This window comes from Geodermatophilus sp. DSM 45219, from assembly GCF_900104025.1.
Classification (GTDB): domain Bacteria; phylum Actinomycetota; class Actinomycetes; order Mycobacteriales; family Geodermatophilaceae; genus Geodermatophilus.
In genome coordinates this window covers 121,702-138,170 of the sequence record NZ_FNIQ01000002.1, presented here as the reverse complement: position 1 = coordinate 138,170, position 16,469 = coordinate 121,702, and the positions used below count along the sequence as shown (strand labels likewise).

Below are 16,469 nucleotides of genomic sequence, written 5' to 3'. Positions count from 1 at the left end.
ACCCCTCGCCGAACCGAGCCGGCGGGCTGCTCAGTCCCCCGCGTCGTGGAGCGTCGTGCCGGTCCGCACCACCGTGACCGGGCACGGTGCGTGCCGGACGAGCTGGTCGCTGACCGAGCCGAGCACCAGGCCGGCGAAGCCACCGAGGCCGCGCGCGCCGACCACCAGCAGGTCGGCGCGGGCGGCTGACTCGATGATCCGGCGCGCGGCCGCCCCGTGCGCCACGTGGCAGGTGACCGACAGGGCCGGGTCCAGCTCCGCGGCGGCCACGGAGGCCTCCAGCTCGTCCCGCACCGCCTTCTCGAAGTCCTCGAGCGGGGGCACGTACCCCGGCTCCCAGGTGGCCGGCTGCGGCGCGGTGGTGATCTTCCAGGCGCGCAGCACGTGCAGCGGGTAACCGGCCCGGACCGCGAGGCCCGCGGCCCACTGCAGCGCCTCCCGGGCGCAGTCCGACCCGTCGTGCGCGACCAGCACGCCGCCGGGGACGTCGGCCGTCCGCGCGACGCCGTCGTCCTGCTCCTCCACGTCCATCCCCTGAGTCATGGGCGGACCCTACGAGAGCCGGACGAGCACGGGGGCGCCGCGCGCCACCGTGGCCGTCAGCCCCCTGCCGGCCGGTGGAACACCCGGTCCCGCCGCGGTGCTGTCGACGGGCATGGCCACCATCGGACTGATCGGCAGCGGCACCATCGGCGGCACCCTGGCCCGCCTGGCGGTGGACCACGGCCACCGGGTCGTGCTGTCCAACTCGCGCGGACCCGGGACGCTGGGCGACCTGGTCGCCGAGCTCGGGCCGGACGCACGCGCGGACACCGCCGAGGGCGCGGCGGCGGCGGGCGACGTCGTGGTCGTGACGATCCCGCTGGGGAACTACCGCCAGGTGCCGGTGGAGCCCCTGCGCGGCAAGGTCGTCGTCGACACGAACAACTACTACCCGCAGCGGGACGGGCGGATCGCCGAGCTGGACGACGGGACCACCACGTCGTCGGAGCTGCTGCAGGCGCACCTGCCGGAGTCCAGGGTGGTCAAGGCCTTCAACCACATCCAGGCCGGCCACCTCGCCGACCACGGCACGCCGGCGGGCACGCCCGGCCGTCGTGCCCTGGCCGTCGCCGGGGACGACGACGAGGCCAGGGCCGTCGTCGCCGCCCTCGTCGAGGGGTTCGGCTTCGACGTGGTCGACCTCGGCCCGCTCGCCGAGGGGTGGCGGGTCCAGCCCGGCACCCCCGGCTACGGCCCCGAGCTCGACGCCGAGGGGCTCCGCCGCGCGGCCGCCGAGGCGCACCGCTCCCGCGACACGGCCTGAGCGCGGGCCCGGTCCGCCCGACCGGCCACCTGCCGACCGACGGGTGAGGGCCGCCCACCCCGCGGAGGTGCAGGAGCCGAGAGCCGGCGGCTGCCGTGGGGCCGGCGACGGCGGACGGCCTGGGTGCCGCCACGGGCTGCGTGCCCACGTGGTCGTCCGACGTCTCCGGAGCGGTACGTCCAGGGGTCGGTCCGGCACGCTCACGGGCGACCCGAGATCCGCCCGGGCGCGCGGCGCGGCTCCGGCGTCCGACGCCGCCCTGCCCGCCCGCGGCCCGCGCGGCGTGGGGAGGCCGCGGCACCGAGCACCGCCGCGGCCGCCGCGGCCGCGGCGATGCCGGGGACGGGGCGCTCGGGCAGGGACCGGGCGACGGTCCCGACCAGCCCCCACACGACGGCGGCGGGACAGGCCAGCGAGACCGGCACCGCGCGGGTGACGACGGCGGCCACGCCGCCGGCGACGCCGAGCACGGCGACCGCCCAGGACTGCCGGCCGGGCCACAGGTCGCCGGCGCCGGCGGCGATCAGGGCCTCGGTGGTGCCGGCCGCGGTCGCCAGGGTCACCCAGCCGGTGAACAGCCCCAGCGGGACCCGCACCGTCCACCGGTCGACGGGTGAGGTCGCCTCAGCAGCGGAACCGGGATCCCGGCGACCGGCGCAAGGTCATCGTGACGCTGACCCCGACGGCCTCCGGCTTCGGCGCGCAGCACCTCCGGCCGCTCGCCCAGGCGATCCAGCGGGCCACCGCCGAGCTGGGGGATCCCGAGCTCGCGGCCGTGGAGCACTTCCTCGAACTGCTGCTCGAGGCCCCTCGCCCTCCCGCGCCGTCCCCCTGAGCACCCGACTCCCCCGCCGGTGGCCGGATCGCCGGGCACAGCGCCACGGCCACGGGTGCCGCCCGACCGTGGTCGAGGTGCTCGGCGCCGATGGCCGCCATGGACCGCAGCCACTCGTCCCACGACCGGTCGGTGGCTCGCTCGACCGGCGCGGTGCGAGGGGTCGGTCGCCGTGCTCCCGGACGTCCTCTCGTGCGGCACGGTGGGTGTGCCCGCGCAGGCTGCCGGACGCCGGCCCGGCCCCCGCCTCGCTCAGCCGCGTGCGGCCGGTCCCGGCGGTGGGGCCGCGGCGACCGCGTCGGCGAACGAGGCGAGCGCCGCGGCCAGGGCGTGCACGTCCTCCGGGCGCCAGTCCGCGACCACCCCGCCCAGCCAGCCGAGCCGGGCGGCGGTCGCCCGGGCGCGCAGGGCGCGGCCGGCGTCGGTGGGACGCAGCGCGGCCCGGCGTCCGTCCACGGTGGAGGCCGTGCGCCGGACCAGCCCCGCGGTCTCCGCCCGGTCCACCATCCGGCTCGCGGTGGACGGCTCGACGTCGAGGAAGGCGGCCACGTCACCCACGGTGACCTCGGCGCCGTGCGACCCCGCACGGGCGCAGGCCTCCACCACCAGCACGCTGGACATCTCCACCCGCCGGCCGAGCTCGTCGACGACGGAGGCCCGCGACGCCGTCCACAGCCGGCGGAGCCGGACCAGCGCCTCGTCGAGCAGCTGCAGGTCGACCGACGCCGGCTCCGTCACGTGTGTACCGTACACATGACCGGGTCGGCCCCGGTCGAGAGGGAGTGGTGGCTGTGCGGGTGGCGGTACTCGGCGCGACGGGGGCGACCGGCCGGCTGCTGGTCGACGAGCTGGTGCGGCGCGGCCACACCGTCGTCGCCCTGACCAGGGCGCCGGATCCGGCCGGGCCGGAGGCGGTGACCTGGGTGGCGGGGGACGCCCGCGACCCAGGCGCCCTGAGCGCCCTGGTGGACGGCGCCGACGCGGTGGTGTCCGCGCTCGGTCCGCGCCGCGGCGACGGCACGCTGCACCGGGAGGTCGCGCCGCTGCTGGTGACCGCCTTGCGGGAGGCGGGCGTGCGCCGCTTCGTCGGGGTGAGCGGCGCGGGGGTGGACGTCCCCGGCGACCGCAAGTCGCGGCGCGACCGCGTCGTCTCCGCACTCCTGCAGCGGCTGGGCGGGCAGACCGTGCGGGACAAGGCGCTGGAGCGGGAGACGTGGGCGGCCAGCGACCTGGACTGGACGCTCGTGCGGGCCCCGCGCCTGGTCGACGGACCGCCGACGGGGCGGGTCGAGCACTCCGCCGGGTGCTCCCCGCGCCGCACGTCGATCCCGCGGGCCGACCTCGCGGCCTTCCTCGCCGACCTGGCGGGCCGGCCCGACTACCTCCGGCAGGCACCGCTGGTCGCCGGCCGGTGACCGGCGCCTCCCCGATGCGCGCCGTGCGGCTCGTCCGCAGCGGCGGGTCGGTCGTACCGCGGGTCGTCGAGGTGCCTGCACCCGCACCCCCGACGGGCAGCCAGGTGCTCGTGCGGGTGGCCGCGTCCAGCGTCAACGGCACCGACCTCGGGCTGCTCCGTGGCGGGCGGTCGTTCCGGGCCCTCGGCGGCGGCCGCGTCGCCCCGGGGTTCGACCTGGCGGGCCAGGTCGTGGCGTGCGGGCCGGCCGTCACCGGCTTCGCGGTCGGCGACCGGGTGATGGCCCTCATCGGCCACACCGGGGGCGCGATGGCCGAGCTGGTCCTGCTGCCCCAGCACCGCACCGCCCGCGCTCCCCGCACTGTCGACCTCGAGCAGGCGGCCGCGATCCCGCTGGCCGGGCTGACCGCCCTGCAGGCCCTGCACGGCCGGGGCGCCCTGCACGTTCGCACCGCCCCGCGGGTCCTGGTCGTCGGGGCGGCCGGGGGGATCGGCGCGTACGCCGTGCAGCTCGCCCGGCTCGCCGGCGCCTCCGTCACCGCGCTCGCCGACCCCGCCCGGGCCGACCTGCTCCACGACCTGGGCGCCGACGACGTCCTCGACCGGCACCGGGACGACGTGCTCGCCGCCGGCCGGCGGTGGGACGTCGTGCTCGACGCGCCCGGCGCGCTGCGGTTCGCCGCGGTGCGGCCCGCGCTGACCGACGACGGCGTCCTGGTGTCGACCCGGCCGCTGTCCCCCGACAGGCTGCGCGCACTCCGCCCGGGCGGTGGGCCGCGTGCGACCGCGGTCGCGACCCGCCGGTCACCGGTCGACCTGGCCTACCTCGCCCACCTCGTCGACACCGGCCGCCTGCGCGTCCCGCTCGACCGCGTCGTGCCCCTGGAGGACGTGGCGTCGGCCCTTGGTCACGCGGGCTCCGGGCGGCTGCGCGGCAAGGTGGTGGTGTCGCTCGCCGACCGGCCCGGCTGACCCGTCCCCGCCCGGAGCCTCCAGCTGGGACAGTGACCGGTCAGGTCGGTCGACGGGAGGGGGCGCCGTGGCTCTGGTCCGCCGGTTCACCCTGGGCTCGGGCCCGCTCAAGCGCGGCAGCGACCGCGTCGAGGCCGTGTCCCGGGTCGTCGTGCTGTTGCTGGTGCTGCTGTCGGTCCCGGTCGCGCTCACCGTCGGGGGCGTCGTCCGGTCCGACCTGGCCGACCTCGCCCGTCAGCAGGCCGCGGAGCGCACGCCGGTCACCGCCGTGGTGACCGCCGATCCCGAGGTGCCCGGCGACACCTCGCCGCGGACCCGCGTCCCCGTCGCGGCGCAGTGGGTCTCCCCCGGCGGGACCGTGGTCACCGGCGAGGTCCCCGTGCGCCCCACCACCCGGGCCGGGGACACCCTGACGGTGTGGACGGCGTCCGACGGGCGGCGCGTCGACGAGCCGATGACCGCGGCGGAGGTGCGGCGCAGCACCCTGGTCCTGGTCGGGGTGGGCTGGGCCGGCGGGGTCGGCGCCGCCGTCCTCGCCCACGTCGGGCTGTGCCGGGTGCTGGAGCGGCAGCGGGACCGGCGGTGGACCCGCGGGTGGGCCCGCGTCGAGCCCACCTGGAGCCGCCGGGTCCCCTGACCTGCGCCGGTCGCGGCCCGGGCCTAGCGTCGGCGTGCCGCTGCCGCCGATCCCGAGAGGTGCCCCGTGCCCGACACCCCCGAGCAGGTCCCCGTCCGCGTCCTGGGCGGACCGACGACGCTCATCGGCTACGGCGGGCTCCGCCTCCTCACCGACCCGACCTTCGACGCTCCGGGCGACTACCCGCTCGGCGGTGGTCGGGTGCTCACCAAGACCGCACCGTCCGCCGCCGACCCGGCCGACCTCGGGCCGGTCGACGTGGTGCTGCTGTCCCACGACCAGCACCCCGACAACCTCGACGCGTCGGGCCGCGCGCTGCTCGCCGACGTCCCGGTCGTGCTCACCACCCGCAGCGCCGCCGGGCGCCTCGGCGGGACGACCCGCGGGCTCGCCCCCTGGGAGGCCGTCGAGCTGACCCGCCCGGACGGCGGCACCGTCACGGTGACCGCGACGCCCGCCCGGCACGGGCCCGAGGGTTGCGAGCCGGTGACCGGCGAGGTCGTCGGCTTCGTGCTCACCGCCCCGGACCTGCCGACCGTGCACGTCAGCGGGGACAACGCGTCGTTGGACGTCGTCCGCGAGATCGCCGACCGCGTCGGGCTGGTGGACACCGCGGTGCTGTTCGCCGGCGCCGCCCGCACCGCCCTGTTCGACGGCGCGCTGCTCACGATCGACGGTGCGCTGGCCGCCGAGGCCGCGACGGTCCTCGGCGCCCGCCGGGTCGTCCCCGCCCACTGCGACAGCTGGGCGCACTTCAGCGAGAGCAGGGACGACCTGGTGGCCGCCTTCACCGCGGCCGGGATCGCCGACCGCCTGCAGCTCGGGTGAACTCCCCGCTGCGTTGACGGCCGGGCCGGGCGGCACCCACCATCCACCTGTCGCGGCCTCGCCGAGCACTGCCACGGCCCCCCCGGGGCCCGAGGGGGACCCATGAGCACGCGAGCGGAGCGGTCGATCTGGCGGCGGATGCCGGTCGACCGGATGGACGAGATCGAGCAGGACAGCGGAGCCGGCGCGCTGACCAAGAGCCTGGGGCTCTGGCAGCTGACCGCGATCGGGGTCGGCGGCATCATCGGCGTCGGGATCTTCTCCCTCGCCGGGCTGGTGGCGGCCGGCGACGAGGACAACCCCGGCGTGGGCCCGGCCGTGCTGATCGCCTTCCTCATCGCCGGGCTGGCGTCGGCGGCCGCGGCGATGTCCTACGCCGAGTTCGCCGGGATGATCCCGCGGGCGGGCTCGGCCTACACCTACGGCTACGTGGCCCTGGGCGAGGTCATCGGGTGGTTCATCGGCTGGGACCTGCTGCTGGAGTACATCGCCATCGTCGCGGTCGTGGCGATCGGCATCTCGGGCTACCTGGAGGCGTTCCTCGACGGCTTCGGGGTCGGCCTGCCGGTGTCGCTCACCGCGTCGGCCGAGGAGGGCGGTGTCGTCAACGTCCCGGCCGTCCTGATCTGCCTGCTCGTGACCTTCATCCTCAGCCGTGGCACCAGGACCTTCGGCCGGTTCGAGCTCGTCGCCGTGGCGATCAAGATCCTGCTGATCCTGTTCATCATCGGGCTGGGCGTCTTCTACATAGACGCCGGGAACTACGACCCGTTCCTGCCGGCCGGGTTCGGCCCGGTGCTCACCGGCGCGGCCACCGTCTTCTTCGCCGTCTTCGGCTACGACGCCATGAGCACCGCCGCCGAGGAGGCCGAGGACGGCAAGAAGCACATGCCCCGGGCGATCATCCTGTCGCTGGTCATCGCGATGGTGCTGTACGTGGCGGCCACGCTGGTGCTCACCGGGATGCAGGACTACCAGGACATCGACCCGACGGCCGGCTTCGCCTCGGCCTTCACCAGCGTCGGCCTGCCGGTGATCGCCGGCATCATCTCGGTGTTCGCCGTGCTGTCCATCCTGACCGTGATGCTGACCTTCCTGCTCGGCGTCACCCGGGTGTGGTTCTCCATGAGCCGCGACGGGCTGCTGCCCCCGTGGTTCGCCGGAGTGGACCGCCACGGCACCCCGCAGCGGGTGACCTGGATCGCCGGCATCGGCTCGGCCCTGCTCGCCGGGGTCTTCCCGATCCGCGCCGTCGCGGACCTGACCAACATCGGGATCCTGTCGGCGTTCATCGTGGTGTGCGCCGCGGTCATCCTGTTCCGCTACACCCGGCCCGACACGCCCCGCTCGTTCCGGCTGCCGTTCATGCCCTTCGTCCCGGCGTTCGGGGTCCTGTCGTCGCTGTTCCTGATCTACCAGCTGCCCTGGGAGACCTGGGCCCGCTTCGGCGTGTGGCTGGTCATCGGGTTCGTCATCTACTTCGCCTACGGCCGCCGGCACTCGCTGCTCAACCCGGACAGCCCGCACCACCGGCGACGGCCGACCCCGACCCCCTGACCGGATGCCGCCCCGGCGTCGGCGAGACTGCGGCCCGGGACGGCGCCACGGGGGCGCCGGGGAGAGGGGCAGCGGTGGGCTACGTCGTGCGGGCCACGTGGACGGCGACCGAGGCGTCGGTGGACGCCGTCCGCGACGCGCTGGCCCGGCTCGGGCCGCTGTCCCGGCAGGAACCGGGCTGCCGGCTGTGGCTGGCCCACCAGGAGCCGGACCGGCCGCTGGTCTTCGAGCTCTTCGAGGTCTACGACGACGAGGCGGCCTACCGGGCGCACGGGGAGTCCGAGCACTTCCGGCGGATCGCCGTCCCCACGCTCCCGCTGCTGGCCAGCCGGGAGCGCGCCTTCTCCGAGACCCTCGACCTCTGAGGCCCCCGGTGGACGACTCGGCGCCGGGAGCCGTGCTGGTGCACGGGCTGTGGCACGGCGCGTGGTGCTGGGACGCCGTCCGCGCGGCGCTGGCCGAGGACGGCGTGCACAGCGCCGCCGTCGAGCTGCCGCTGACCGACCTGGCCGCCGACACCCGCGCGGCACGGGACGCCCTGGACGCCTTCGGCCGTCCGGCGGTGCTCGTCGGGCACTCCTACGGCGGCGCGGTCGTCACCGCCGCCGGCGTCCACCCGCTCGTGCGCGAGCTGGTCTACCTGGCGGCCTTCCAGCTCGACGAGGGCGAGTCGGTCGGCCGGACGCGCTTCGCGGACCTGCCCGACACCCGGCTGGGCGAGGCGCTGCGGGTGTCCGGGGACGAGGTCGCCCTGGACCCCGTCCTGGGCCTGCAGCTGCTCTACCGCGACGCCCCGGCCGACCTGGCGGCCGCGGCGGCGGCCCGGCTGCGCCCGGTCCGCCGCGCCGTCTTCCGCGGCGTGCCGGAGGCGGTCGCCTGGCGGTCGGTCCCCTCCACCTACGCCGTCTGCACCGCCGACGAGGTCGTCCACCCGGACCTGCAGCGGGCCATGGCCGGCCGCGCGACCCGCAGCGTGCCGTGGTCGTGCGGCCACAGCCCGCTGCTCAGCCGGCCCGGGCTCGTCGCCGGGCTGATCGCCGACCGGGTGCGCGCCCAGGGCTGACGGCGGCCCGGGCCGTGGCGTCCGTGCGTCACGGCCGGGCCGCGCGGTCAGGCCTGCGCGAAGGCCGGCACCACGTGCTCGATGAACAGGGCCAGCGACTTCCGCTTCTCCTCGTGCGGCAGGCTGTTGTCGCACCAGAAGCTGAACTCGTCGACGCCGAGCTCCTGGTAGTAGCGGATCCGCTCGACGACCTCCTCCGGCGTCCCGATCATCGCGGTCTTGTGCAGGCTCTCCGGCTCGAACTCCGGGCGGCCCTCGAACTTCGACTCCGGGCTGGGCTCCAGGAACCCGTCCACCGGCGTGGCCTCGTTGCCGAACCACGCGTCGAAGGTCCGGTAGAACCGGGAGACCGCCTCGGCCGCGGGTCGCCAGCCGTCCGGGTCGTCCGGGGAGTGCACGTGGGTGTGCCGCAGCACCATGAGCTGGGGGCGGGACACCTCCGGGTGGGCGGCCACGGCGGTCTCGAACTTGCGGGTCAGGTCGAGCACCTCCTCGTCGCCCTTCATCAGCGGGGTGACCATGACGTTGCACCCGGACCTGACCGCGAAGTCGTGCGAGTCGGGGTCGCGCGCCGCGATCCACACGGGCGGTCCGGGCCGCTGGACCGGCTTGGGCACGCTGGTCGAGGTGGGGAACTGCCAGATCTCCCCCTCGTGCGCGTAGTCGCCCTGCCACAGCGCCTGGACGGCCGGGACCATCTCGCGCAGGTGCGTGCCCCCGCTGGAGGCGGGGATCCCCCCGGCCAGCCGGTCGAACTCGAACTGGTAGGCGCCGCGCGCGAGGCCCACCTCCATCCGGCCGTCGCTGATCACGTCGAGCAGCGCGCACTCGCCGGCGACCCGGATCGGGTTCCAGAACGGGGCGATGATGGTGCCCGCGCCCAGCCGGATCCGCTCCGTGCGGGCCGCCAGGTAGGCCAGCTGCGGCATCGGGCTCGGGGAGATCGTGTACTCCATCGAGTGGTGCTCGCCGATCCACACGGTGCTGAAGCCACCGGCCTCGGCCATGAGGGTCAGCTCGGTCAGGTCCTCGAACAGCTGGCGGTGGCTGACCGAGTCGTCCCAGCGCTCCATGTGGACGAACAGTGAGAACTTCACGTCGGCTCCTGACTGACGGTGGTGGTGGTGGTGGTGGAAGGGGCGGACGGCGGCGCGGCGGCGTCCATCTCGCTCAGGGTCACGTCCCCGGTGGCCCAGTGGGCCCGCGGGACCTCGCGGACGATGACCCGGACGTGCTCGGACCGGGCGCCGGTCGTCCGGGTCACGGCCGCGTGCACCTCGTGGATCAGCTCGCGGACCTGCTGGTCGGTGCGCCCGGCACCGAGGGTCACCTCGACGAGGGGCACGCTCAGCTCCGCATGACGAACGGGTCGGCCACCGGCTCCTGGCTGGTGTTGATCCACACGCTCTTGAGCCGCGTGTACTCGCGGATCGTCTCCGTGCCGTGCTCGACGCCCACCCCGCTGTTCTTGAAGCCCTGCCGCGGCGACATCGGCGACATGGCCCGGTAGGTGTTGACCCAGATGGTCCCGGCCTCCAGCCGCGAAGCCATCCGGTGCGCCCGGGACAGGTCCGAGGTCCAGACGCCGGCAGCCAGCCCGTACTCGGTGTCGTTGGCCAGCCGCACGACCTCCTCCTCGGAGTCGAACGGCATGACCGCCGCCACCGGACCGAAGATCTCCTCCCGGACGACGCGCATGGAGTTGTCCACGTCGACCAGCACGGTCGGCTCGTAGAAGAAGCCGCCCAGCCCGCCGTCGGTGGGCCGCCCGCCGGTGAGCACCCGGGCGCCCTCGCTGCGGCCGATGTCGACGTACCCGGCGACCTTGTCCCGCTGGTCGGCGAAGGCCAGCGGACCCAGCTCGGTGCTGTCCTGCAGCGGGTCGCCGATCCGGATGCTGCGGGCCCGCTCGGTCACCCGCTCCAGCAGCTCGTCGTAGACCGACCGGTGCGCGAACACCCGGCTGCCGGCGATGCAGGTCTGCCCGGCGGCGGCGAAGATGCCGGCCACGACGCCCATCGAGGCGTTGGCGACGTCCGCGTCCTCGAAGACGATGTTGGGCGACTTCCCGCCGAGCTCGAGCGTCGAGCCGATGAACCGGGCCGCCGTGCTCGCGGCGATCCGGGCCCCGGTGCCGGTGCTGCCGGTGAAGGAGATCTTCGCCAGGTCCGGGTGGTCGACCAGCGCCTGCCCGGCCTCCGGCCCGAAGCCGGTCACCACGTTGACCGCGCCGGGCGGGAAGCCCGCCTCCAGCACCAGCTCGGCGAGCTTCAGCACCGTCGCCGAGGTGTACTCCGACGGCTTGATGACCACCGTGTTGCCGGCGCACAGCGCCGGGGCGAGCTTGCTGGTGGTCAGGGTCAGCGGGGAGTTCCACGGGGTGATCGCGCCGACGACCCCGAGCGGCTCGCGGGTGGTGTAGTTCAGCACCCGGCGGTCCGAGGTCGGGATGACGTCGCCCTGGATCTTGTCGGCCAGCCCGGCGTAGTACCAGTAGTACTCGGGCAGGGTGGTCAGCTGCCCGCGCATCTCGCGCAGCAGCTTGCCGTTGTCCTGCGTCTCCATCCGGGCCAGCTCCTCGGCGTGCTCGCCGACGAGGTCGCCGAGCCGGCGCAGCAGGTGACCCCGGCGGGTCTGGCTGAGGTCCCGCCAGCGCGGGTCCTCGAAGGCGGTCCGGGCGGCACGCACGGCGCGCGACACGTCGGCCGCGTCGCCGCGCGCCGCGGTGTAGAGCGCGGCACCCGTCGCCGGGTTGGTGCTCTCGAAGTACTCGCCGGCCGCCGGCGCCACCCACTCGCCGCCGATGTGGTGCTCGAACTGCCCGAGGTCAGACATGGGCCCTCTCTCCGATGAAGGTGGTCAGACAGGTGACGAGGTCCTGCGGGCGCTGGACCGGCAGCATGTGCCGCGCGCCGGGGACGACGACGGCCCGGCAGTCCGGGATCGCGTCGGCCAGCCGGTGGGTCATCCCCGGCGTGGAGCCCGGGTCGAGCTCGCCGGTGACCGCCAGCGACGGGACGGCTATCCGTGGCAGCTCGGGGGCGATCTCGGCGTCCGCGGTGGCGAAGACCCGGTAGCAGTTCAGGTACGACGGGACGTCGTTGGCCAGCAGCGTGGCCTCCGTCCGGCGCACCACCTCGGGGGCGGTGCCGGTGCCGTCGTACCAGCGCTGCAGCGACGCGGCGACGCTGCCGGGGAAGTCGGCGGCGGCCGAGTCCAGCCGGGCCAGCACCGCCGCCCGCTCCGCCTCGGTGCGCCGGCACACCGAGCTGACCGAGGTCAGCGTCGCCACCAGGTCGGGACGGTGCCGGGCCAGGTGCTGCGCGACGAGCGCGCCCAGGGAGAACCCGACGAGGTGCGAGCCGGGCGGGACCTCCCCGGCGACGCCGGCGGCCAGGTCGGCGAGCGTGACGCCGTCCGGAGCGGGCTCGCGCCGGCCGTGCCCGGGCAGGTCCAGGGCCCGCACGTCGACGTCGTCCTCGAGCAGGGCCGTGACGGGCTCCCACATGGTGGAGTCCAGGCCCACCCCGTGCAGCAGGACCAACGGGGACCTCGCCATGGCCGTCAGCTCAGCGCTCGGTCGAGAGCGGGGCCAGCCGCTGCTGGGGCCGCCCCTGCGCAGCCGCCGCCAGGGCGATGACCAGCTCGCCCGGGTGGGGCGCGTCGGCGAGGCGGACCTCGATCGTCTGGTGGTGCGACCGGATGGTCGCGTCGGTGACGTGCTTGAGCGGGATGTCGAAGACGACGCCGGCGGGACCGCGCTTCTCCACGGCCGGCAGGAGGGTCGTCGCGCCGGCGGCCTTCCGGAAGTGGTCGCCGAACTTGAGCGTGTGGATCAGCGCGGACCCGTGCTCGACCTCGCCGTCCAGCCCGACGACGGCGGCCTTGCCGTAGGCCTCGGCCGGTGCGCCGAGCGCCTCCAGCACCTGAGGGGCGATGAGGGCGCCCAGGGGCGAGGCGTTCTGCTCGATGCCGGGCTGGAGGTCCTCGACGAAGCCCTGCCCCGCCCAGGGGTTCTCGATCACGGCGGCGACGACGGCGACCCGCGCGGCGGGGCTGACCTCACGGCCGCCCTCCGCGCAGGTCTCCTCGACGATGGTCACGATCTTGCGCACCTTCATGTCAGGAAACTCCCAGGCTCTCGGCGGTCACGACGGGGTCGGTGGTGCGGTCCCCGATGCGCGGGTGCGGGCGGGGACCGGTGGAAGCTGCGGCGATGACGACGATCTCGTCGGCACGGGGCGCGTCGGACACCCGCGCGGTCACCGTCTGGTAGTGGCTGCGGGTGGCTGCCTGGGTCTTGTGCCACATGGGCACGACCAACGCCTCGCCCGCGTCGGCCCGTGTGTCGGCGAAGCAGATGATCGACTCGCCGTCCAGGAAGTCGCGCACCAGGTTGCCGAAGTACGGCGTGTGGATCAGCGCGGCCGCGTGCTCGAGCTCCCCGGCGGTCCCGACGACGGCCGCCTTGCCGAAGGCCTCGATGCGGTCCACGCCGCCCAGGGCGGCGATCAGCCGGTCGGTCAGCAGCCGGGCCAGCACCGGGGCGAGGACCGCCACCTCCGCGGACAGGTCGGTCGCCGGGCCGGTGCCGGCCCAGGGGTTGGCGAGCACCGCGGCGGCGGTGGCCCGCTGCACCGGGACGGCGGGGGCGCTGCCGTTCTCGCCGAGCACCGTCTCGCGGTAGAGCACGACCTTCCGGACGCCGACCGCCGCGTGGGCCGCGCCCTCGTGCACGGCCGGTCCCGCCCCCCGGGTCACGCCTGCCGGGGTGGCGTGCCGGGCCTGGGCGATCTCGATGGCGGTCACGCGCACCTCCACTGCCTGGTGGGAGCTTGTTGCATGGCACAGGACGGTAGCGCCGTCATCGCCGGGCCGTCAACGCCGGGCCGCGAAGTGCTGGTAGCGAGCGACGGGCCGCCATGTCGGACGCGCGGCTCCTTGATCACTTGATCGGCGTTGAGCTGCGTCGATACGTCGGCGTACCGCCTTCTGCACGCACGGCGGGGGCTGACCGGCAGGGTCGTGCGGCGACGAACCGGAGGCTGCCTATTGACAGCCGGAGTGTGTCGCTCCTAACGTCCTGTGGCATACCAGAGACGGCGTAGATCGCGCCGTACCACCCCTCGAGGAGCCTCATGTCCAGTGACCTCGGAGCGCGCGTGCCCCAGCAGCCGGCGGCCCCCGCGCCGGCTCCGGACCTCGCCACGCTGCCGGCCGACGCCGTCCCCGACACCGCGGACAGCGGCCGGCTGGGATCGGTCTTCTGGACCTCGGTGGCCATCTCCGCGGTGTTCGTCGCGTGGGGGGTCCTGCTCACGGAGAACCTCACGACCGTCACCACGACGTCGCTGAACTGGCTCACCGAGTCCTTCGGGTGGACCTACCTGGTCGTGACGCTGGCGATCCTGGTCTTCCTCGTGTTCCTGGCCTTCAGCCCGGCCGGTGACATCCGGCTGGGCCGGGACACCGACCGCCCCGAGTTCTCCACGCCGACCTGGTTCGCGATGATCTGCGCCGCGGTCATGGGGATCGGCCTGGTCTCCTACGGCGTCGCCGAGCCGATCTCGCACTTCGCCACCCCGCCGCACGGCCTCGCGGAGGCCGGCTCACCGGAGGCCGCGGTGCGGGCGCTGCAGTACGCCTACTTCGACTGGGGCCTGCACGCCTGGGCGATCTTCGCCGTCTTCGGCCTGGCCATCGCCTACTCCACCTACCGCAAGGGCCGGCGGACGACGGTCGCCCAGCTGTTCCGCCCGCTGCTGGGCGACCGGGTCGACGGCCCGATCGGCAAGGCGATCGACATCCTGGCGGTCTTCGCGACCCTCTTCGGCACCACGACCTCGCTGGGGCTCGGGGCGCTGCAGGTGAACAACGGCCTGGCCACGCTGTTCGGCGTCCCGGTGAACTCGGTGAGCCAGGTGCTGATCATCGCGGCGATCACCGCGCTGTTCACGATGTCGGCGGTGACCGGCGTGAGCCGGGGCATCAAGTACCTCAGCCAGGGCAGCGCGGTGCTGGCGGTGCTGCTGTTCCTCTTCGTGCTGGTGGCCGGCCCGACGGTGTTCCTGTTCAACCTCTACGCCGAGTCGATCGGCCTGTGGGCCACCGACTTCTTCCGGATGAGCCTGCAGGGCACGGCCTTCGGCGACCTGCAGTGGATGCAGTGGTGGACCTACTTCATGATGGCCTGGTGGGTCTCCTGGGGGGCCTTCGTCGGGATCTTCCTGGCCCGCATCTCCCGCGGCCGCACGATCCGCGGCTTCGTCACCGGCGTCCTCGTCGTCCCCAGCATCGTCTTCTTCACCTGGTTCACCGTGTTCGGCGGGTCCGCCATCCACATCGACATGTTCCAGGGCGGCACCATCGCCGAGCAGACCGCGGCCGACCTCAACAGCGCGTTCTTCGCGACGCTGGAGGCCTTCCCGCTCGCCGAGGTGACCTCGGTGATCGCGATCGTCCTGGTGGTCATGTTCTTCGTCTCCGGCGCGGACGCGAACACCTACGTCCTGGGCATGCTGACGTCCGACGGCTCGCTGAACCCGCGCCGCCCGGTGCTGGTGCTGTGGGGCGTGCTCACCGGCGTCACCGCGATCGTCCTCATGCTGGCCGGCGGCCTCAGCGCCCTGCAGAACACGGTGATCGTCACCTCGGCGCCGTTCCTGCTCATCATCGCGGGGCTGACCGTCGCCTTCTGGAAGGACCTCACCGCCGACCGGCGCGCGGCGGCCGCGGCCATGGCCGCCGCCTCCGCACCGGCTCCCCTCGCGGCGCCGGCCGCGGCGGCCCACGACGGGGCGGCGGAGCGGGACCCCGCCGTCCCGGCCCCGGCCGACCGGTCCACCACCTGACCCACCGCAGGACCCGAGCAGAGGAGGACACCGTGAGCGACCCCGACGCCCGCCGGAAGGCGATCACCGAGACCTGGGCCGCCGCCTGGGACCACGGCGACGTCGACGCGCTGGACACGCTGCTGAGCCCGGACTACCGGCGCCACGGCGGTGGGAGCGACGCCGGTCAGGACCTCGCCACCTTCAAGGCCTCGATCGTCACCACCCGCCAGGCCTTCCCCGACCTGGTGACGACGATCGACGAGGTCGTCGTCGAGGGCGACCGCGCCGCGGTGCGCTGGCACACCACCGGCCGGCACGACGGCCCGTTCCTCGGCGTGCCGCCCACGCACCGGCAGGTCGAGGTCGGCGGGGCGACCTTCGCCCGCTTCGAGGGGGACCGGATCGTCGAGGAGCAGGTCACCTGGGACCCCCGCGCCCTGCTCACCGCGCTCGGCATCATCAGCGTCGGGCAGGACCGATGAGGTCCCGCCCACCGGCACAGGAGGTCTCGTGACCACTCCGACCAGCACCCTCGACAGCGACCTGGTCAAGCAGGTCAACCGGCGCTTCGTCACCGGCGTCACCGTGGTGACCACGATGGACGGCGGGGTCCCCCGGGGCCTGGCGGTGAACGCGTTCGCCAGCGTCTCGCTGGAGCCGCCGACGGTGATGGTGTGCGTGCAGCGCACGTCGGGCACCCACGACTGCCTGTTCCGGGCCGGTCACCTGGCGGTCAACATCCTCTCCACCGACCAGCTCGACGTCGTCACCCGGTTCGCGGGCAAGTCCCCGGACAAGTTCGCCGGCCTGGACTGGGCGCCGGGCCCCTTCGGCAGCCCGCTGCTGGCGCGCAGCAGCGCGCAGATGGAGGTGGAGATCCGCGAGCGGCTGCAGGCGAGCACGCACACGGTGTTCATCTGCCGCGTGGTGGACGCCCGGGTCACCGACACCCCACCGATGATCTACAGCGCCGGCCGGTTCTTCGACGGCGGCGAGCTGACCGAGCTGGCCTGACGCGGCCGGT

At 74.8% G+C, this 16,469-nt stretch carries 21 protein-coding genes; 12 read left to right on the top strand and 9 right to left on the bottom strand.

All coding sequences use genetic code 11. From position 1 onward, the window contains the following. Positions 1–30: 30 nt before the first annotated feature. Positions 31–543, bottom strand: a complete 513-nt coding sequence (locus BLR12_RS05620) for a universal stress protein (RefSeq protein ID WP_091374739.1) — start codon at positions 541–543, stop codon at positions 31–33. Positions 544–655: 112 nt separating this feature from the next. On the opposite strand from BLR12_RS05620, the gene BLR12_RS05615 reads away from it, so the two are divergent. Beyond that, complete coding sequence (locus BLR12_RS05615) at positions 656–1,306, top strand: NADPH-dependent F420 reductase (RefSeq protein WP_091376442.1); 651 nt, start codon at positions 656–658, stop codon at positions 1,304–1,306. Positions 1,307–1,506: 200 nt separating this feature from the next. On the opposite strand, the gene BLR12_RS05610 is transcribed toward BLR12_RS05615, so the two are convergent. After that, a complete protein-coding gene (locus BLR12_RS05610) occupies positions 1,507–1,902 on the bottom strand; it encodes a hypothetical protein (RefSeq protein WP_091374736.1) in 396 nt (131 codons plus the stop codon). A gap of 71 nt (positions 1,903–1,973) precedes the next feature. On the opposite strand from BLR12_RS05610, the gene BLR12_RS24330 reads away from it, so the two are divergent. Beyond that, the gene (locus BLR12_RS24330; RefSeq protein WP_176832371.1) at positions 1,974–2,141 is read left to right on the top strand and encodes a hypothetical protein; all 168 of its coding nucleotides are present in this window, start codon (positions 1,974–1,976) and stop codon (positions 2,139–2,141) included. A 252-nt stretch (positions 2,142–2,393) separates the two neighbouring features. Here BLR12_RS24330 and BLR12_RS05600 read toward each other — a convergent pair whose 3' ends face one another. Beyond that, positions 2,394–2,879, bottom strand: a complete 486-nt coding sequence (locus tag BLR12_RS05600; protein WP_091374730.1) for a MarR family winged helix-turn-helix transcriptional regulator — start codon at positions 2,877–2,879, stop codon at positions 2,394–2,396. Positions 2,880–2,938: 59 nt separating this feature from the next. Here BLR12_RS05600 and BLR12_RS05595 point away from each other — a divergent pair, with 59 nt between their 5' ends. The 7 genes from BLR12_RS05595 to BLR12_RS05565 all read left to right on the top strand — a co-directional run bounded on the left by BLR12_RS05595 (position 2,939) and on the right by BLR12_RS05565 (position 8,612). Next, a complete protein-coding gene (locus BLR12_RS05595) occupies positions 2,939–3,556 on the top strand; it encodes an NAD(P)-dependent oxidoreductase (RefSeq protein WP_176832370.1) in 618 nt (205 codons plus the stop codon). Continuing rightward, positions 3,553–4,527: an NAD(P)-dependent alcohol dehydrogenase gene (locus BLR12_RS05590; protein ID WP_091374725.1), complete on the top strand. Its 975-nt coding sequence runs from the start codon at positions 3,553–3,555 to the stop codon at positions 4,525–4,527. The genes BLR12_RS05595 and BLR12_RS05590 overlap by 4 nt, the downstream gene beginning before the upstream one ends. A 67-nt stretch (positions 4,528–4,594) precedes the next feature. Continuing rightward, entirely contained in the window at positions 4,595–5,164 is a 570-nt protein-coding gene (locus tag BLR12_RS05585) for an Rv1733c family protein (RefSeq protein ID WP_091374721.1), read from the top strand. Positions 5,165–5,230: 66 nt separating this feature from the next. After that, the gene (locus BLR12_RS05580) at positions 5,231–5,992 is read left to right on the top strand and encodes an MBL fold metallo-hydrolase (protein ID WP_091374718.1); all 762 of its coding nucleotides are present in this window, start codon (positions 5,231–5,233) and stop codon (positions 5,990–5,992) included. Between the two features lie 102 nt (positions 5,993–6,094). Then, entirely contained in the window at positions 6,095–7,549 is a 1,455-nt protein-coding gene (locus BLR12_RS05575; protein WP_091374715.1) for an amino acid permease, read from the top strand. Positions 7,550–7,623: 74 nt separating this feature from the next. Continuing rightward, entirely contained in the window at positions 7,624–7,914 is a 291-nt protein-coding gene (locus BLR12_RS05570) for a putative quinol monooxygenase (RefSeq protein WP_091374712.1), read from the top strand. An 8-nt stretch (positions 7,915–7,922) separates the two neighbouring features. Beyond that, positions 7,923–8,612, top strand: coding sequence for an alpha/beta fold hydrolase (locus tag BLR12_RS05565; RefSeq protein ID WP_176832369.1), 690 nt, complete (start codon positions 7,923–7,925; stop codon positions 8,610–8,612). A 47-nt stretch (positions 8,613–8,659) separates the two neighbouring features. On the opposite strand, the gene BLR12_RS05560 is transcribed toward BLR12_RS05565, so the two are convergent. Genes BLR12_RS05560 through BLR12_RS05535 form a run of 6 tightly spaced genes read right to left on the bottom strand, consistent with a single transcriptional unit; the run spans position 8,660 to position 13,421 of the window. Continuing rightward, positions 8,660–9,709 carry an LLM class flavin-dependent oxidoreductase gene (locus tag BLR12_RS05560; RefSeq protein ID WP_091374708.1) on the bottom strand — a complete coding sequence of 350 codons (1,050 nt, stop codon included), beginning with the start codon at positions 9,707–9,709 and terminating at the stop codon, positions 8,660–8,662. Continuing rightward, positions 9,706–9,957 (bottom strand): 2-hydroxymuconate tautomerase, encoded by a 252-nt coding sequence (locus BLR12_RS05555; RefSeq protein ID WP_091374705.1) that lies wholly within the window; start codon positions 9,955–9,957, stop codon positions 9,706–9,708. Before BLR12_RS05555 ends, BLR12_RS05560 begins: the two co-directional genes overlap by 4 nt. 2 nt (positions 9,958–9,959) lie before the next feature. After that, the gene (locus tag BLR12_RS05550; RefSeq protein ID WP_091374702.1) at positions 9,960–11,447 is read right to left on the bottom strand and encodes an aldehyde dehydrogenase; all 1,488 of its coding nucleotides are present in this window, start codon (positions 11,445–11,447) and stop codon (positions 9,960–9,962) included. Continuing rightward, entirely contained in the window at positions 11,440–12,171 is a 732-nt protein-coding gene (locus BLR12_RS05545) for an alpha/beta fold hydrolase (protein WP_091374698.1), read from the bottom strand. The genes BLR12_RS05550 and BLR12_RS05545 overlap by 8 nt, the downstream gene beginning before the upstream one ends. 10 nt (positions 12,172–12,181) lie before the next feature. Beyond that, positions 12,182–12,733, bottom strand: coding sequence for an amino acid synthesis family protein (locus BLR12_RS05540; RefSeq protein ID WP_091374694.1), 552 nt, complete (start codon positions 12,731–12,733; stop codon positions 12,182–12,184). 1 nt (position 12,734) lies between these two features. Further along, complete coding sequence (locus BLR12_RS05535) at positions 12,735–13,421, bottom strand: amino acid synthesis family protein (protein ID WP_218120554.1); 687 nt, start codon at positions 13,419–13,421, stop codon at positions 12,735–12,737. A 329-nt stretch (positions 13,422–13,750) separates the two neighbouring features. Here BLR12_RS05535 and BLR12_RS05530 point away from each other — a divergent pair, with 329 nt between their 5' ends. Genes BLR12_RS05530 through BLR12_RS05520 form a run of 3 tightly spaced genes read left to right on the top strand, consistent with a single transcriptional unit; the run spans position 13,751 to position 16,459 of the window. After that, complete coding sequence (locus tag BLR12_RS05530) at positions 13,751–15,463, top strand: BCCT family transporter (protein WP_091374690.1); 1,713 nt, start codon at positions 13,751–13,753, stop codon at positions 15,461–15,463. 32 nt (positions 15,464–15,495) lie between these two features. After that, positions 15,496–15,927 (top strand): ester cyclase, encoded by a 432-nt coding sequence (locus BLR12_RS05525; RefSeq protein WP_091374687.1) that lies wholly within the window; start codon positions 15,496–15,498, stop codon positions 15,925–15,927. A gap of 28 nt (positions 15,928–15,955) precedes the next feature. Then, the gene (locus BLR12_RS05520; RefSeq protein ID WP_091374684.1) at positions 15,956–16,459 is read left to right on the top strand and encodes a flavin reductase family protein; all 504 of its coding nucleotides are present in this window, start codon (positions 15,956–15,958) and stop codon (positions 16,457–16,459) included. Positions 16,460–16,469 lie beyond the last annotated feature (10 nt).